13 protein-coding genes are annotated in these 15435 nt (G+C 50.2%); 7 read left to right on the forward strand and 6 right to left on the reverse strand.

Annotated features, from left to right (window positions below; genetic code table 11):
- The first annotated feature begins 13 nt into the window (after positions 1-13).
- The 7 genes from ATB02_RS19825 (at position 14) to cobO (ending at position 8201) form a co-directional block, all read left to right on the forward strand.
- Positions 14-1459, forward strand: coding sequence for a methylaspartate mutase subunit E (locus tag ATB02_RS19825; protein ID WP_000423321.1), 1446 nt, complete (start codon positions 14-16; stop codon positions 1457-1459).
- Positions 1459-2700, forward strand: a complete 1242-nt coding sequence (locus ATB02_RS19830; RefSeq protein WP_000695027.1) for a methylaspartate ammonia-lyase — start codon at positions 1459-1461, stop codon at positions 2698-2700. The genes ATB02_RS19825 and ATB02_RS19830 overlap by 1 nt, the downstream gene beginning before the upstream one ends.
- Positions 2701-2703: 3 nt before the next feature.
- Positions 2704-4074 carry an acyclic terpene utilization AtuA family protein gene (locus tag ATB02_RS19835; RefSeq protein WP_032302707.1) on the forward strand — a complete coding sequence of 457 codons (1371 nt, stop codon included), beginning with the start codon at positions 2704-2706 and terminating at the stop codon, positions 4072-4074.
- Positions 4071-4388: a DUF4387 domain-containing protein gene (locus ATB02_RS19840; protein WP_000813947.1), complete on the forward strand. Its 318-nt coding sequence runs from the start codon at positions 4071-4073 to the stop codon at positions 4386-4388. The genes ATB02_RS19835 and ATB02_RS19840 overlap by 4 nt, the downstream gene beginning before the upstream one ends.
- Positions 4389-4548: 160 nt before the next feature.
- On the forward strand, positions 4549-5829 hold the full coding sequence (locus tag ATB02_RS19845) for a dicarboxylate/amino acid:cation symporter (protein ID WP_000724204.1): 1281 nt from the start codon (positions 4549-4551) through the stop codon (positions 5827-5829).
- A 107-nt stretch (positions 5830-5936) separates the two neighbouring features.
- Positions 5937-7589, forward strand: a complete 1653-nt coding sequence (locus tag ATB02_RS19850; protein WP_105272137.1) for a class I fumarate hydratase — start codon at positions 5937-5939, stop codon at positions 7587-7589.
- Between the two features lie 9 nt (positions 7590-7598).
- Positions 7599-8201: a cob(I)yrinic acid a,c-diamide adenosyltransferase gene (gene cobO, locus ATB02_RS19855; protein ID WP_000388209.1), complete on the forward strand. Its 603-nt coding sequence runs from the start codon at positions 7599-7601 to the stop codon at positions 8199-8201.
- Positions 8202-8234: 33 nt separating this feature from the next.
- Here the strand turns inward: cobO and ATB02_RS19860 are convergent, their stop codons facing one another.
- The 6 genes from ATB02_RS19860 to ATB02_RS19885 all read right to left on the reverse strand — a co-directional run bounded on the left by ATB02_RS19860 (position 8235) and on the right by ATB02_RS19885 (position 15291).
- Positions 8235-9140: a LysR substrate-binding domain-containing protein gene (locus ATB02_RS19860; protein ID WP_001214260.1), complete on the reverse strand. Its 906-nt coding sequence runs from the start codon at positions 9138-9140 to the stop codon at positions 8235-8237.
- 270 nt (positions 9141-9410) lie between these two features.
- Complete coding sequence (locus ATB02_RS19865) at positions 9411-11081, reverse strand: HAL/PAL/TAL family ammonia-lyase (RefSeq protein ID WP_032183696.1); 1671 nt, start codon at positions 11079-11081, stop codon at positions 9411-9413.
- Between the two features lie 50 nt (positions 11082-11131).
- Complete coding sequence (gene hutG / locus ATB02_RS19870) at positions 11132-12082, reverse strand: formimidoylglutamase (protein WP_105272138.1); 951 nt, start codon at positions 12080-12082, stop codon at positions 11132-11134.
- The gene (gene hutI / locus ATB02_RS19875; protein WP_105272139.1) at positions 12082-13293 is read right to left on the reverse strand and encodes an imidazolonepropionase; all 1212 of its coding nucleotides are present in this window, start codon (positions 13291-13293) and stop codon (positions 12082-12084) included. Before hutI ends, hutG begins: the two co-directional genes overlap by 1 nt.
- Positions 13290-13871 (reverse strand): HutD/Ves family protein, encoded by a 582-nt coding sequence (locus ATB02_RS19880; protein WP_231347637.1) that lies wholly within the window; start codon positions 13869-13871, stop codon positions 13290-13292. Before ATB02_RS19880 ends, hutI begins: the two co-directional genes overlap by 4 nt.
- Positions 13872-13881: 10 nt before the next feature.
- Positions 13882-15291 (reverse strand): cytosine permease, encoded by a 1410-nt coding sequence (locus tag ATB02_RS19885; protein WP_088541583.1) that lies wholly within the window; start codon positions 15289-15291, stop codon positions 13882-13884.
- Between the last annotated feature and the right edge of the window lie 144 nt (positions 15292-15435).

Consider the following 15435-nt stretch of genomic DNA (forward strand, 5'->3'; position numbering starts at 1 on the left):
AAGGCTGCAATCAATGGAACTTCGAAATAAGAAATTAACCCATGACGAATTCATGACCGAGCGGCAACAGGTATTGAAAACCTGGGAAACCGGCAAGGATGTTGAAAACTTTGAAGATGGCGTTAAATACCAACAAACCATTCCTGAGCATAAACGCTTCTCTCTTGCCCTGCTGAAAGCAGACAAGGAAGGTAAAACCCTTAGCCAACCGCGCGCAGGCGTGGCGCTGATGGACGAACACATCGAACTACTGAAAACACTACAAGAAGAGTGCGATCTGCTGCCGAGCACTATCGATGCATATACCCGTCTGAATCGGTACGAAGAAGCGGCTGTAGGGATTAAAAAATCCATCGAAGCCGGAACCTCTAAACTGAACGGTTTACCGGTAGTTAACCACGGCGTCGCAGCTTGCCGTCGCCTCACCGAAACTCTGCAAAAACCGCTACAGATCCGCCACGGCACGCCAGATGCGCGTCTGCTGGCTGAAATCTCGATGGCCAGCGGCTTTACCAGTTATGAAGGCGGCGGCATTTCCTACAATATTCCGTATGCCAAGCGCGTAACGCTGGAAAAATCGATCCGCGACTGGCAGTACTGCGATCGTTTAATGGGGATGTACGAAGAACACGGGATCCGCATCAACCGCGAACCGTTTGGCCCACTAACGGGTACGCTGATCCCGCCGTTTATCTCGCACTCTATCGCAATAATCGAAGGCTTGCTGGCACTGGAACAGGGTGTGAAGTCTATCACCGTTGGTTATGGTCAGGTCGGTAGCCTGACGCAGGATGTTGCGGCGATCCAGTCTCTGCGGGAACTTGCACACGAATATTTTCAGAGCTATGGCTATACCGACTACGAATTAAGTACCGTGTTTCACCAGTGGATGGGAGGCTTTCCGGAGGACGAATCGAAAGCGTTCGCCATTATCTCCTGGGGTGCTGCCGTCGCGGGGATGTCTGGTGCTACCAAAGTCATCACCAAAAGTCCGCACGAAGCCTGGGGCATCCCGACTGCTGCTGCCAACATTCAGGGGCTAAAAGCCTCCCGCCAGATGCTCAACATGGTCAACGAGCAGAAATTCCCGCCGTGCCCGGCGGTTGAACTAGAAATTGAACTGATTAAGAGCGAGGTTCGCGCTGTACTGAACAAAGTGTTCGAACTGGGTAATGGTGATATTGCGCGGGGTACGGTGCTGGCATTTGAAGCGGGCGTACTGGATGTGCCGTTTGCGCCAGCCGCCTGCAACGCAGGCAAAATTCTTCCGGTCCGTGACAACACCGGCGCGATTCGCGTACTGGAGGCCGGAGCCGTTCCATTGCCAAAAGATATTCTCGACCTCCACCACGATTACGTTGCTGAACGCGCGCGCTTTGAAGGACGCCAACCGACATTCCAGATGGTTGTAGATGACATCAATGCTGTATCCCACAGTAAATTAATAGGAAGACCATAATGAAAATAAAACAGGCCCTTTTTACCGCTGGCTACTCCTCATTCTATTTCGATGATCAGCAGGCGATAAAAAACGGAGCGGGTCACGACGGCTTTTTCTACACCGGAGAGCCGGTAACACAGGGGTTTAACGCCGTACGTCAGGCCGGGGAGTGCGTTTCGGTTCAGTTGATTCTGGAAAACGGTGCGGTCGCCGTAGGCGACTGTGCTGCCGTACAGTATTCCGGGGCAGGCGGTCGCGATCCACTGTTCCTCGCAGAGCACTTTATTCCGTTCCTCAACGACCATATCAAGCCATTACTGGTAGGCCGCGATGTGGATGCTTTCCTGCCGAATGCCCGTTTCTTCGACAAATTGCGTATTGACGGCAACTTGCTGCATACCGCCGTACGTTACGGATTATCACAGGCGCTGCTTGATGCTACCGCGCTGGCAACCGGCCGTCTAAAAACTGAAGTGGTCTGTGATGAATGGCAGTTGCCACGCGTGGCGGAATCCATTCCATTATTTGGTCAGAGCGGCGACGATCGATATATCGCTGTCGATAAGATGATCCTTAAGGGCATCGACGTGCTACCTCATGCGCTGATTAATAACGTCGAAGAGAAACTGGGCTTTAAAGGAGAAAAACTGCGCGAATATGTCCGTTGGCTATCCGATCGGATTCTAAGCAAACGCACCAGCGCACGCTACCACCCTACCCTGCACATCGATGTATACGGCACTATTGGTCTGATCTTCGATATGGATCCGCTTCGCTGTGCGCAATACATCGCCAGTCTGGAAAAAGAGGCGCAAGGCCTGCCGCTCTACATTGAGGGGCCGGTCGATGCCGGTAACAAGCCCGATCAAATTCGCCTGCTGACCGCGATTACCAAAGAGCTGACGCGCCTCGGTTCCGGCGTGAAAATTGTGGCCGATGAATGGTGTAACACCTACCAGGATATTGTTGATTTCACTGATGCCGCCAGTTGCCACATGGTGCAAATCAAAACCCCGGATCTGGGCAGTATTCACAACATCGTCGATGCAGTTCTTTATTGCAACAGCCACAGCATGGAAGCGTACCAGGGCGGCACCTGCAATGAAACTGATGTCAGTGCCCGCACCTGTGTCCACGTCGCCCTTGCTGCTCGCCCCATGCGTATGCTGGTAAAACCAGGGATGGGCTTTGACGAAGGCCTCGATATCGTCTTCAACGAAATGAATCGTACTATCGCGCTGTTGCAGGCTAAGGATTAACAAATGGCTCGTTCTTTTAAAGTCTTATCGCCAACGGCAATCCTCGGGTATGGATTCCCGGAAGAGAGCTTCCGCAAAGCGATGGCAGAATCGCCCGATCTGATCGCCGTTGATGCAGGCTCTTCCGATCCTGGCCCCCACTACCTCGGGGCGGGCAAACCGTTTACCGATCGCGCAGGGGTCAAGCGCGATCTACGCTATATGATCACCGCAGGCGTGCAAAATAATATACCGGTGGTGATCGGAACGGCCGGCGGTTCTGGTGCCGCTCCACACCTGGAGTGGTGCCGAGAAATAATTCATGAGATTGCCCGGGAAGAGCACCTCGCGTTCTCGATGGCGCTGATCCCGGCAGACGTTGACAAAGCCATCGTCCACCAGGCGCTGGATAACGGCAAAATCACGGCGCTGGATTTTGTCCCGCCGTTAACCCACGACGCGATTGACGAAAGTACGTATATCGTCGCGCAAATGGGCATCGAACCCTTCCAGCAGGCGCTGAAAGAAGGCGCGCAAGTGGTGCTGGGCGGGCGCGCTTACGACCCGGCCTGCTTTGCTGCGCTACCGATCATGCAAGGCTTTGATGAAGGTCTGGCACTGCATTGTGGGAAAATCCTTGAATGTGCGGCAATCGCTGCAACACCCGGCTCAGGCTCTGACTGTGCGATGGGCATCATTGATGACAACGGCTTTACGCTGAAAACGTTTAATCCGAAGCGTAAATTTACCGAAACGTCAGCTGCTGCACACACACTGTATGAGAAATCCGATCCCTACTTCCTGCCAGGACCTGGCGGCGTGTTGAACCTGAAAGGTTGCACATTTAAAGCGATCAATGATGGCGAAGTTTACGTCAGCGGTTCTAAGCATGAAGAAACGCCCTATGCCCTGAAACTGGAAGGTGCGCGGCGGGTGGGTTTCCGCTGTTTGACCATCGCCGGAACGCGCGACCCGATCATGATCGCCGGGATCGATAACATCATCGATGAAGTCAAAACCAGCGTTTCGCGTAATCTGTCCTTAGACGATGACAGCATTCGCATCAATTTCCACCTGTACGGCAAAAACGGGGTGATGGGCGACCATGAACCGATGCAAACTGCCGGGCATGAGCTGGGGATTGTCCTTGATGTAGTTGCACCGACCCAGGATATTGCCAACAGCGTTTGCTCGCTGGTGCGCTCTACCATGCTGCACTACGGCTATGAAAACCGCATCGCTACCGCAGGCAACCTGGCGTTCCCGTTCTCCCCTTCTGATATCCAGGGCGGGCCGGTATACGAATTTTCCATATATCACCTGATTGAAGCCAACGACGCTCTGCGTTTTGATTTCCATATTGAACAGGTGACGCCAGAAGGAGTTCAGGCATGAAACAGTCAATTGTCTCACTGGCGCAAGTCATTCGTTCGAAAAATGCCGGACCTTACGAACTGGTTTTAGATATTTTATTTAAAACGAAAGAAAACTATGAGCGAGTAAAATCATCAGGGCAATTAACCCCAGAACTGATTGCGCGCTTATATCATGTTGAACCTGACTTTATTCATCGTATTGTCTGGTTTGATCCTTCTAACGCAGTAAAAATTGTCATGCCACGAGATATTATCTCCGGGAATGTAGGTGACAATGATGTCTATGGCGCACAGCAACATGCACCTTTATTAAATATGAGTTTCGATTTGTAAAAATCCGAACACTTTTAGCCAACTGACATCCCGTCACTTATTGCAGCTCAACACTTCAGCTATTTGTAAGGTTGTTATAGCAGGTAGATGCCTGAATCTCTATTCAGGCATCCACTTCTCCTGATTCTGATTTATCGCCGTGCACCTGATGGAGGAAAAAATGAAGAAAATAAGTTTAACCACGATGATTCTTTTGGCGCTGGTACTTGGAATGATTATCGGCGTAGTGCTCAATAACACTGCTTCACCGGAAACAGCAAAACTCTATGCGCAAGAAATATCGATATTCACGACGATTTTCTTACGACTGATAAAAATGATTATCGCTCCGTTAGTGGTCTCTACCCTGGTGGTAGGTATTGCTAAAATGGGCGATGCCAAAGCCCTTGGTCGTATTTTTTCTAAAACACTCTTTTTATTTATTTGCGCCTCATTGCTGTCCATTGCCTTAGGCTTGATAACGGTAAATTTCTTCATGCCAGGCACAGGAATTAATTTTGTTGCACACGGTGCCGAAACCACCGGAGTGGTCGCGTCAGAACCCTTTACACTAAAAGTATTTATTTCGCATGCTTTCCCCACCAGCATTGTCGATGCCATGGCGCACAATGAAATTTTGCAAATCGTGGTGTTCTCAATTTTCCTCGGCTGTAGCCTGACGGCGATTGGTGAGAAAGGCAGCGCCATCGTTCACGCCTTAGATTCGCTGGCACATGCCATGTTAAAGCTCACTGGCTACGTCATGCTCTTCGCTCCCCTGACCGTATTCGCCGCTATTTCAGCATTGATTGCTGAACGAGGACTGGCAGTTATGGTGAGCGCCGGGATCTTTATGGGTGAATTTTATTTCACCATGTTATTACTTTGGGTGCTGCTTATCGGTCTGGCCATCGTTTATGTCGGCCCCTGCATCAGACGCCTGACCCGCGCCCTTTCAGAACCCGCCCTGCTGGCATTTACCACATCCAGTTCTGAAGCTGCTTTTCCGGGAACGCTTGAAAAACTGGAGCAATTTGGCGTTTCCCCCAAAATTGCCAGCTTTGTCTTACCCATTGGCTACTCATTTAATCTCGTTGGATCAATGGCCTACTGCTCCTTCGCCACAGTTTTCATCGCCCAGGCCTGCAATATCCATTTATCCATCGGTGAGCAAATCACCATGCTGTTGATCCTGATGTTGACCTCGAAAGGAATGGCTGGCGTACCACGCGCCTCAATGGTGGTTATCGCCGCCACGCTCAACCAGTTCAATATTCCGGAAGCGGGGCTGATCTTGCTGATGGGCGTTGATCCGTTCCTTGATATGGGGCGTTCCGCGACAAACGTCATGAGCAACGCAATGGGCGCTGCGATGGTGAGTCGGTGGGAAGGCGAACATTTCGGCGAGGGTTGTCGGGGTAAAGCATTAAAACCCAATGAATCGAACGTTGCTCTGCCCTGAGGGGGATCTTAAGCAATCAGAAGCTAATGACTACGCATTTTTATAAGCCGGATCATGAAGTTAGACGGCAATTAAGTAACACTAACGTTTAAGGTGAAAAGTGAAATATGTCCAAACCATTTATCTGGCAAGAACCGTTTCTACAAAATAAAGACGGTACAGAATATACATTAATTAGCGATCAACATATTACAGTAACGGAATTAGACGGCGAAGAAGTGATAAAAATCGCTCCTGAAGCATTAACGCTGCTTGCCCGGCAGGCATTTTATGAAGCCTCTTTTTTCTTACGTTCCGCTCATTTGCAACAGGTCGCCAGCATTCTTAACGATCCGCAGGCCAGTAGTAATGATAAATACGTTGCGTTGCAGTTATTACGTAATGCTGAAGTCTCAGCAAAAGGGGTATTACCCAACTGTCAGGATACCGGCACCGCAACTATTGTTGCCAGTAAAGGGCAACAGATATGGACGGGAGGTAACGACGCTGAAGCCTTAAGCAAAGGCATTTACAGTACTTTCCAGGAAAATAATCTGCGCTTTTCACAAAATGCGCCGCTGGATATGTATACCGAAGTCAATACGCAAACCAATCTCCCGGCGCAGATTGATATCAGCGCTGTCGCTGGTAATGAGTACCATTTTCTCTGTGTTAATAAAGGGGGCGGCTCCGCCAATAAAGCCGCGCTTTATCAGGAAACCAAATCCTTATTGCAACCAGAAAAACTGACCGCGTTTTTAATCGACAAAATGAAATCGTTGGGCACGGCCGCCTGCCCGCCCTACCACATCGCCTTTGTCGTCGGAGGGCTTTCAGCCGATCAAACCTTAAAAGTTGCCAAGCTGGCCTCTACGAAATATTACGACAATTTGCCCACCAGCGGAAACGAGCAGGGACAAGCATTCCGTGATATTGAGCTGGAAAAAGCGTTGCTCGAAGCCAGTCAGCAATTTGGTATTGGTGCGCAATTTGGGGGTAAATATTTCGCTCATGATATTCGCGTCATTCGTCTGCCGCGTCACGGTGGCTCCTGCCCGATAGCTATGGCGCTCTCCTGTTCTGCCGATCGCAATATCAAAGCCAAAATTAACAAGCACGGTATCTGGCTGGAAAAACTCGAACACAATCCGGGGCAATATATTCCAGCCTCATTGCGGGAAGAAAATCACGCGCAACATGTACACCTGGATCTAAACCGTCCGTTGCGTGACGTGATGCAGGATCTCGCCAGATTACCGGTAGGTACCCGCGTGTCGTTAAGTGGTCCCATCGTAGTGGCGCGCGATATCGCCCACGCAAAAATAAAAGCGCGGCTGGATAGCGGCGAATCGATGCCGGATTACCTGAAGCATCATATTGTCTATTACGCTGGCCCGGCGAAAACACCGGAGAACATGGCCTGCGGTTCACTGGGTCCAACCACGGGCGGTCGAATGGACGGTTATGTCGAAACCTTCCAGGCGGCTGGCGGCAGTCTGGTAATGTTATCGAAAGGTAACCGCAGCCAGCAGGTCACCGATGCCTGTCACAAACATGGCGGCTTCAATCTGGGAAGTATTGGCGGTGCAGCTGCGTTACTGGCGCAAGAATATGTCAAAAGTCTGCGTTGCCTGGAATACCCGGAGCTGGGTATGGAGGCGGTGTGGATGATGGAAGTGGAAAATCTGCCTGCATTCATCCTGGTTGATGATAAAGGCAATAATTTCTTTAGCCAGTTTGAGCAGCAACACCGCTGCGCCAGTTGCCCTGCGGGACATTAAGGAAAATGAATGGAAGCGCGAATTTCAACTGAACGGCATGTGCAGCGCCAGCAGAAATTGAAGGAACAGGTCGATACACGCGTCGCGGCGGCGATAGAGAAAAAAGGGATCTTGATTGTTTTCACCGGCAACGGCAAAGGGAAATCCACTGCCGCGTTTGGTACTGTAACGCGCGCGGTGGGCCATGGCAAAACGGTGGGGGTTGCGCAGTACATCAAGGGGCAATGGGACAACGGCGAATACAACCTTCTCCAGCCGCTGGGAGTGGAGTTTCATATTATGGGAACCGGTTTTACCTGGGAGACACAGAACCGGCAAGCGGATATCGACGCGGCGAAAGAGGTCTGGTCGGAAAGCAAACGGATGCTGGCTGACAAGCGTTACGACTTAGTGGTGCTTGATGAGCTCACCTATATGCTGGCTTACCATTATCTGGATACAGAAGAAGTGATCACTTCTCTGCAAAACCGTCCGGCACAACAAAGTGTCATTGTCACCGGACGCGGTTGCCACAGTCAGATATTAAAAATGGCGGATACGGTTAGCGAAATCCGCCCCGTCAAACATGCTTTTGATAACGGCATTCAGGCGCAGCCGGGTATCGACTGGTAATAACTGCGCCTGGCATCCCGCCAGGCGCAGGTTTTACATCTCCTGCGGTACGACCGATTTCGCCAGCAACCATTCACGAAATTGCTGCAAGTGCGGCGAGTCAGACTTCTCTTCCTGCCACGTCATAATAAAACGATTACCGGTACGAATAGGCACATCACAGGGAATCACCATATCGCCACTATCCAAATCATGTTGAATAGCGAACCGTGGTAACAGAGCCACGCCGAGATTAGAGCGCACGGCGGCAATCAGCATTGAAAGCAAATCGAAACGTGGTCCGTTATTGACCAGCGGACTGCTAACGCCAGATAAAGCAAACCACTCTTCCCAGCCAGTAATACGGGTGCTTTGATGCAGAAGTGGTAACTCAGTAAGCAGTTCTGCCACTGACAGTTTTTGATCGGACATTGCAAGCAAACTGCCGCTGCATACCGGCAAAATCTCCTCTTCAAAGAGATATTCTACTTCCGCCCAGGGCGCGCAAAAATTTTCGCGCATAATGACAGCATCGTACTCCCGATTAAGAAAATCGCCGTTATTAGCTAAAGAATGAATATTAACAATAATATCGGGATGTAACTTTGTGAATTCATGTAAATTTGGGATTAACCAGTGGGTACTAAACGTAGGATTAACGGCAAGTTCAATAACCTGAACCGTAGGCTGCCAGGTCATAATCGTATTGGTATCGCGTTCCAGCTTATTTAATGTTTCTTTTACTATCCCCAGGTAATACTTCCCTGCATCATTAAGAAAAATGCGTTTTTTAGAGTGTGAAAATAACGGAGTATGTAAAAATTCCTCCAGCGCACTTACTTGTCTGAATACAGCACTTTGGGTTAACGCTAACTCCTCTGCCGCTCTGGTATAACTTTCATGTCGTGCGACGACCTCAAAAGTCACCAGCAACTCCGTTTTAGGTATTTTTCCTCGCATAATGCCGTCCCTTAAAAATAGTTTAAACCATCAAAAATACATTACTTATTACGAAGTAATGGTAACCAAAGCAGCAATAAATAATTTATAAGAATCATGATTAACATTTATAACCCAGTAAGCCTGGCGTGACAATTATCTTAATCAGATAATAATAATCCGAAAAGCACAGCACCTTTCGGATTATCAGGAATTACATTAAGTGAAAATTATTAAATTGATATCATTTATCATATCTGTGGATATAATGATAAACAATCAACATAGATTTTATTTTTGATTTATAGCATATCCCTCTAAGAATTTTTGCGATGCTTCAATATCCGGGGTAAAGACCCGATCCTGGCTGACAAATGGCACGACTTGACGATAAGCGGTGAACATCGCTTTTGTTGATTTGCCTAACGCCAGCTGTGGATCGGCTTGCAAGCGCAAATCAATCGCCTGGGCAGAATGCATCAGTTCAATGCCATAAATGACATTCAAATTATCAACAACCTGTTTCAATCTTCTCGCCGCGTGGTCGTTATTGGCACCCGTATCTTCAATGCCTCCGGCAACCGGTTGAATATCGAAAGAAACCGGGTTAGCGAGATCGACATTTTCCGCATGCAGCGCAACAAACGGGATATGTAATGAACCGAAGCCATGACCTTTATTACCTGCTGCCGACAGGAAGCGTGACAAACCGGTAAAGTGATCATCTTCAAGATGCAGCGAGCGGCGCATACTGTTATGTGAAACATGCACTAACGCCACGGTCAGACGCTGGGTGGCAAGCGCAACCGGTAACGATTCGAAATTCGCCGTCGGGAAGATCCCACCGCTGATTGCCCCATCTTTAACAAAATATTGCGCGACCTGACTGGAGTCCTGATACGCTTTGTCTGCATTCAGCACGGTTGCCGGGTTGTCATCGGAACTGTTGATCTGCACGGTAATGGTATCTTCAGCATCGCGCAACGCGCGCATTGCCTCAGAAATGGTATACACCGTCGTTCTGAACGATAACGGATCCTGCAATGCACGTTTGTCATCCTTATGCCATAAATAAGAACCATTTAACGCATCGCGAATCTCTTTAGCGGAATCAGCCAACTGCGGGAAAGGACGCACGGCGATCGACTGCGGCAGTACCGGCGCGACATTGCCATTCAACGCTTCGAGGCTCATGGCGAAAACCACCGGACTGACGTTCAGCACCTGGCGTGCCGACCGTACCGCTTCAATTGCATATGCTGTTCCGACACTGTTGTTCGACAAAATCGCCAGCATATCTTTACCCTGCGGGACCAGTGGTTTAAGCCCTACTTTCACCAGAGCATCGCCACCACTCATTTCCACGCCATTAACCCGCGCTTTCCACTCGCCCATCATCACCAGACCAACGTGTGAAGCGAGCATAATATCCGCTGCGCCGATACTTCCCCGCGCCGGAATTAACGGCGTAACGCCTCGATTAATAAACTCGGCATACAACTCGGCAATATAAGGCTGCGCGCCGGTTTGCCCATGCAACATAGTATTTAAACGTAACACCATTGAGAGACGGGCAAGATAATCCGGCAACATCGGACCGACGCCCGCAGAATGGGCGCGCAGCGCGGCAGCATTAAATTTTTTCGATGCGTCAATCACCTCAGGCGTTAAATTTCCTTTGGCATCAAATATGGGCTGATCTTTATTTAGCCCCACGCCCACGGTTAAGCCATAAACAGGCGTACCTGAATGCGCGGCAGTCATCACCAGATCATAACTTTTTTCCATGCGCTCCATGGCGTTCGACGCGATTTTGACGCCGTTATCACCTAATGCAATTGACCAGGCCTGGTCAATAGAGAGATGTTCGCCATCCAGCGTAATGGTTGATTTTGCCATCGCGATGGAGCAAACGCTCCAGAGCACAACGGTGACAGTGACTCTGCGTATCAATCCTTTCATTGTGTTTCCTTATTTTGATGAGTTTAACAACGGGTTACTGCGACAACCTCTTAATTTGTTTTATCTGTTTTTCCTCGCCGGACAATAGTGGCAGCCAGGCGAGCGGCAACCTTCGCGGTCAAATTATCGCGGTCCAAATCTGGGTTTAGTTCGGCAATATCCGCAGCAATCAACTTCTCGCTACCGGCAATTAAATTCACAATAGCTTCAGCAATATTTAATGGCACGCCTAACGGCGAAGGCGCAGAAACGCCAGGAGCCTGATAACCCGGTAAGACATCAAGACAAATCGTTAAATAAATGGCGTCACACGCCTGAATATCTGCCGAGAGCGCATTAACAATCTCATGCAAACCACGTTCAAATTGCAGAGATTCGTCCAGCCAATAACGCACACCAAGACAATCAGCACGATCAAATAACGCCTGAGTATTGGCATAACGGCTTATTCCCAGCACGCGATAATGAAACGGTTTGCCATGCTGCGCATTCCACTCCTGCATCTGGCGAAACGGCGTACCCGAATTGGCCTTTTCCGCCATCCGCAAATCAAAATGCGCGTCAAGGTTGACTATCAGCAGTCGCCGAATATCCGGACGCGACTGCATAATCCCCTGAAATGTTCCCCATGCCACTTCATGACCGCCGCCCAGAACGACCGGCAAACTGCCGCGCGCAATTACCATAGCCACGTTTTCCGCCAGACGGTTTTGTGCGGGTTCCAGCGCGTGGTCTTCGCTTTGCACGTCACCCATGTCAAAAATAGCGCCTTCATGGAGCACTGGCATATTGCCCAACATGCTGCGTAATGCGCCCGGTCCGCCTGCTGCGCCCGCTCGCCCACCGTTACGTTGCACCCCGTCATCGACGGCAAAACCAATCAGCGTACTGCCTCCATGACTTTGTTCGGTAAACGGTTTTACATGCTGATGCCAGCGGGTGCTGACGCCAGTTTCCTGCGAGTCAACACGTCCACTCCATGCCATAAATGTTTGCTTCATTACCAACTCCTTTTTCCGCCGACAATCAGCCCCAGACAAGGCTGATGTCCAAACCAGTAAGCCAGCTCACGCGGATGATTAAGATCCCAAACAGCCATATCCGCCCGTAGTCCCGGCGCAAGTTCACCTCGATCAACAAGTCCAAGCGCTTTTGTCGCATGACATGTAACGCCCTGAACAGCTTCCAGCGGGGTCATGTGAAACAGCGTACAGGCCATATTGATCATCAACTGCAATGACATGTTGGGAGACGTTCCGGGGTTATGATCCGTGGAGATGGCAATCGGCACACCTGCGGCCCGCAGAGCGACAATCGGCGGCAGATGGGTTTCGCGCAGGAAGTAATAAGCACCGGGAAGCAAAACCGCCACTGTTCCAGCCGCTTTCATGGCGGCGATCCCCGACTCGCTCAGGTACTCCAGATGATCGCAGGAGAGTGCAGAAAACGCCGCTGCCAGCGCCGCGCCTTGCTGGTCAGAAAGCTGTTCGGCATGCAGTTTTACAGGTAATCCATAGCTTTGCGCTTTACTGAAAACGCGCCGTACCTGCTCTGGAGTAAAGGCGATGTTTTCACAAAAAGCATCAACTGCATCAATCAGCCCCTGTTCATGCAACACGCACATCCAGTCGCAAAGCGCCGTAATGTAATCATCACTGCGCCCGGCAAACTCTGGCGGCAGGCTGTGCGCCCCGAGAAACGTAGACTGAATATGTAACCCGGTAGATTGCTGCAAGCGGCGGATCACGCGTAAACAACGCGCTTCATCTTCCAGCGTTAAGCCATAACCCGATTTGATTTCAAGCGTACTGACGCCTTCACGTTGCCAGTTTCGCAGTCGCTGCGCCGCCAGTTCAAACAGCTGTGTTTCGCTGGCTGCCCGCGTGGCATTAACCGTAGATAAGATCCCGCCGCCCGCTCTGGCGATATCTTCATAAGCCACGCCTTGCAACCGCATCTCAAACTCGTTCGCCCTCTGGCCGCCATACACCAGATGTGTATGACAATCTACCAGACCGGGTGTCAGCAACTTACCCTGTAGATCGTGTTCTTCTGTAATATCAGCCGTCAGTTCACGGGGGATCTGCGTGGCCTTCCCAAGCCAGACAATCGAGTCACCGCGGCTGATTAATGCACCGTTTTCAATCACCCCCCAATCATTAGCCGAAAGCGTCGTCAGGGTGGTATTTCGCCAGAGCGTAAATGCACTCATAAGGATTTTTCCCCTCGTAGATAATAAATCCACCAACCCGCCAGCTCGCCGACGGAGACTTTTTGCTGTGGTACGAAACGCCAGGAGTTGCCATCAGGCGCAAACCGCCATAACAACGTATTCGCCGTTACAAACACCCTGTTCTCGCCGCTTATCCACTCCCCTTCACACAGCGTGAACAGCCCCGCTTGCGCATGCGCCGGAGGGAGCCAGTCAATGACGCTTTGCACACGACGCATCCCCGCATCGCCTTCCCGCGCCATAATATTCAGATCGCGAACCCCGCCGCCCAGCAGCTGACAATCAGGCATTGCTTCTCCAGGGAAAATTAAGGCGGGATCGTGACGTTGCAGGTTGATGATCGAATCGGCAAACGTTAGCTTCACCCCTTCCCCGTCGAGGATCGCGAGGCCACGAACCACGCCAGGCCACGCTGAAAAAGGGCCATCCTGACTGACATTCGCCATACTGATGCGCAACAACCAGTTTTCATCATCGGGCCAGGCAAGCAGCTGTCGGGTAAACCCCCCGCCGTTGCGCCACGGTTGCAGCGGCTTATCCATTGCAGAAATCAGCATCGGTTCCATATTAAGACTCGGGATAAATCGTATAAGCAGGAACGCAGGTGGTGCGTTTGGCCCACGGGTAATAGATAACGGCGGTAATTAACAAGCCGACAATCCAGGAGATATCCGCCCCATCCATCAGGACAGAAATGGGTCCCTGATACAGTTTTTGATTCAGGAAGGGGATCTGCACCAACACGCCTACGCCATAGCACGTCAAAGCGGTTTTGTTATACGCGCCATAACGCCCTTCCGGGGTATAAAGCGCTGGAATATCGGTTTTACCTTGTGAGATGAAGTAATAATCGATGAGATTAATGGCACTCCACGGAACAAATACCGTCAACAGTAGCAGAACGAAGTTTTTGAAATTATTCAAAAAATCTGCGCTTGCCGCCAGCGCGACGACCATCGACAACAGCACGAACCCTACAACGTAGGCAGCACGAACACGCTGTGAAACCTGACTGCGATCATTAAAGGCGCTGACGGTCGCCAGAATCGACATAAAGCCACCGTAGGCATTCAAACAGTTCACCGTCAGTTTGCCGCAAACAATCACCATATAAATCAGAATGGCGAAGGTGGGTCCGGCTAACTCGCCCATAAAACCAACCTGATCCTTCAGGAAGTTAGCACCACAGGCCGCAACAAGTACGCCAAACGTCATGGCACATTGCGCACCAAGCGTGGTTCCCAGAAAGGTGGCAAAGAAGATTGATTTTGCTGGCGTATCAGAGGGTAAATAGCGGGAATAATCAGAGGCGTAAGGGGCAAACGTTAATTGCCATCCGGCAGAGAGAGCAATCGTTAATAAAAAGACCGACAGACTAAATGGCTTTTGACCAAATGCCGCAGCCACATCGTAGTGACCGCTAAGTTGAGTGGCCAGGTAAATAAACCCCAGAATACTTAATATCCCTGCAACACGGCCAACGACGTGAATTAGTTTATAACCGACCAATGCGATCATCGCGGTCAGCATGCCGAAAATAATAATTCCGGTCGATGCCGATTCGAAACCAAATATCCGGTTAATCGCCTGACCGGATAATACTGTACCCGTCGCGGCAAATCCAAGGTACATAATAATCACCATCAGTAACGGTAGCGCCGCTCCTTTAACGCCAAAGCGGATACGACTGGAGATCATCTGGGGTAATCCCAGCTTTGCCCCCTGCGACGAGTGCAATGCCATTACTGCACCACCAATAATATTACCGATTAATAAACCAATTATTGCTGACATAGCTTCGGAGCCAAAAATAATCGCTAACGCGCCGTCCACCACTGCGGTAATTTGTAAGTTAGCACTTAGCCATAAAGTAAACTGACTAGATGGCGCGCCGTGGCGAGCAGACTCAGGAACGGCGTTAATCGTATTTGATTCTAATACTGGCTTTTTACTGCGGATAGGGCTGCTTGATTCCATGAAAAAGTCTCCTGCAAAATGAGAGGTCATTTTTTGAAACAGCAATAGAGGGTCGGGAGATATTTCTCTCGACGATGTAAAAATATTTTTTGATAATTATTGTTATACAGGCGAATTATTCTCCGCCTGTATTAGCGCAAATAT

Origin of the sequence: Escherichia sp. MOD1-EC5189, assembly GCF_002966045.1 — a bacterium.
In the GTDB taxonomy this organism is placed as follows: domain Bacteria; phylum Pseudomonadota; class Gammaproteobacteria; order Enterobacterales; family Enterobacteriaceae; genus Escherichia; species Escherichia coli_F.

What these genes read in the sequence shown, in the direction of transcription:
- ATB02_RS19880 (WP_231347637.1), bottom strand. Translation starts at nt 13,871, where the DNA reads ATGCTGATTTCTGCAATGGATAAGCCGCTGCAACCGTGGCGCAACGGC.
- ATB02_RS19850 (WP_105272137.1), top strand. Translation starts at nt 5,937, where the DNA reads ATGTCCAAACCATTTATCTGGCAAGAACCGTTTCTACAAAATAAAGAC.
- ATB02_RS19865 (WP_032183696.1), bottom strand. Translation starts at nt 11,081, where the DNA reads ATGAAAGGATTGATACGCAGAGTCACTGTCACCGTTGTGCTCTGGAGC.
- ATB02_RS19825 (WP_000423321.1), top strand. Translation starts at nt 14, where the DNA reads ATGGAACTTCGAAATAAGAAATTAACCCATGACGAATTCATGACCGAG.
- ATB02_RS19835 (WP_032302707.1), top strand. Translation starts at nt 2,704, where the DNA reads ATGGCTCGTTCTTTTAAAGTCTTATCGCCAACGGCAATCCTCGGGTAT.
- cobO (WP_000388209.1), top strand. Translation starts at nt 7,599, where the DNA reads ATGGAAGCGCGAATTTCAACTGAACGGCATGTGCAGCGCCAGCAGAAA.
- ATB02_RS19885 (WP_088541583.1), bottom strand. Translation starts at nt 15,291, where the DNA reads ATGGAATCAAGCAGCCCTATCCGCAGTAAAAAGCCAGTATTAGAATCA.
- ATB02_RS19845 (WP_000724204.1), top strand. Translation starts at nt 4,549, where the DNA reads ATGAAGAAAATAAGTTTAACCACGATGATTCTTTTGGCGCTGGTACTT.
- ATB02_RS19840 (WP_000813947.1), top strand. Translation starts at nt 4,071, where the DNA reads ATGAAACAGTCAATTGTCTCACTGGCGCAAGTCATTCGTTCGAAAAAT.
- ATB02_RS19830 (WP_000695027.1), top strand. Translation starts at nt 1,459, where the DNA reads ATGAAAATAAAACAGGCCCTTTTTACCGCTGGCTACTCCTCATTCTAT.
- hutI (WP_105272139.1), bottom strand. Translation starts at nt 13,293, where the DNA reads ATGAGTGCATTTACGCTCTGGCGAAATACCACCCTGACGACGCTTTCG.
- hutG (WP_105272138.1), bottom strand. Translation starts at nt 12,082, where the DNA reads ATGAAGCAAACATTTATGGCATGGAGTGGACGTGTTGACTCGCAGGAA.
- ATB02_RS19860 (WP_001214260.1), bottom strand. Translation starts at nt 9,140, where the DNA reads ATGCGAGGAAAAATACCTAAAACGGAGTTGCTGGTGACTTTTGAGGTC.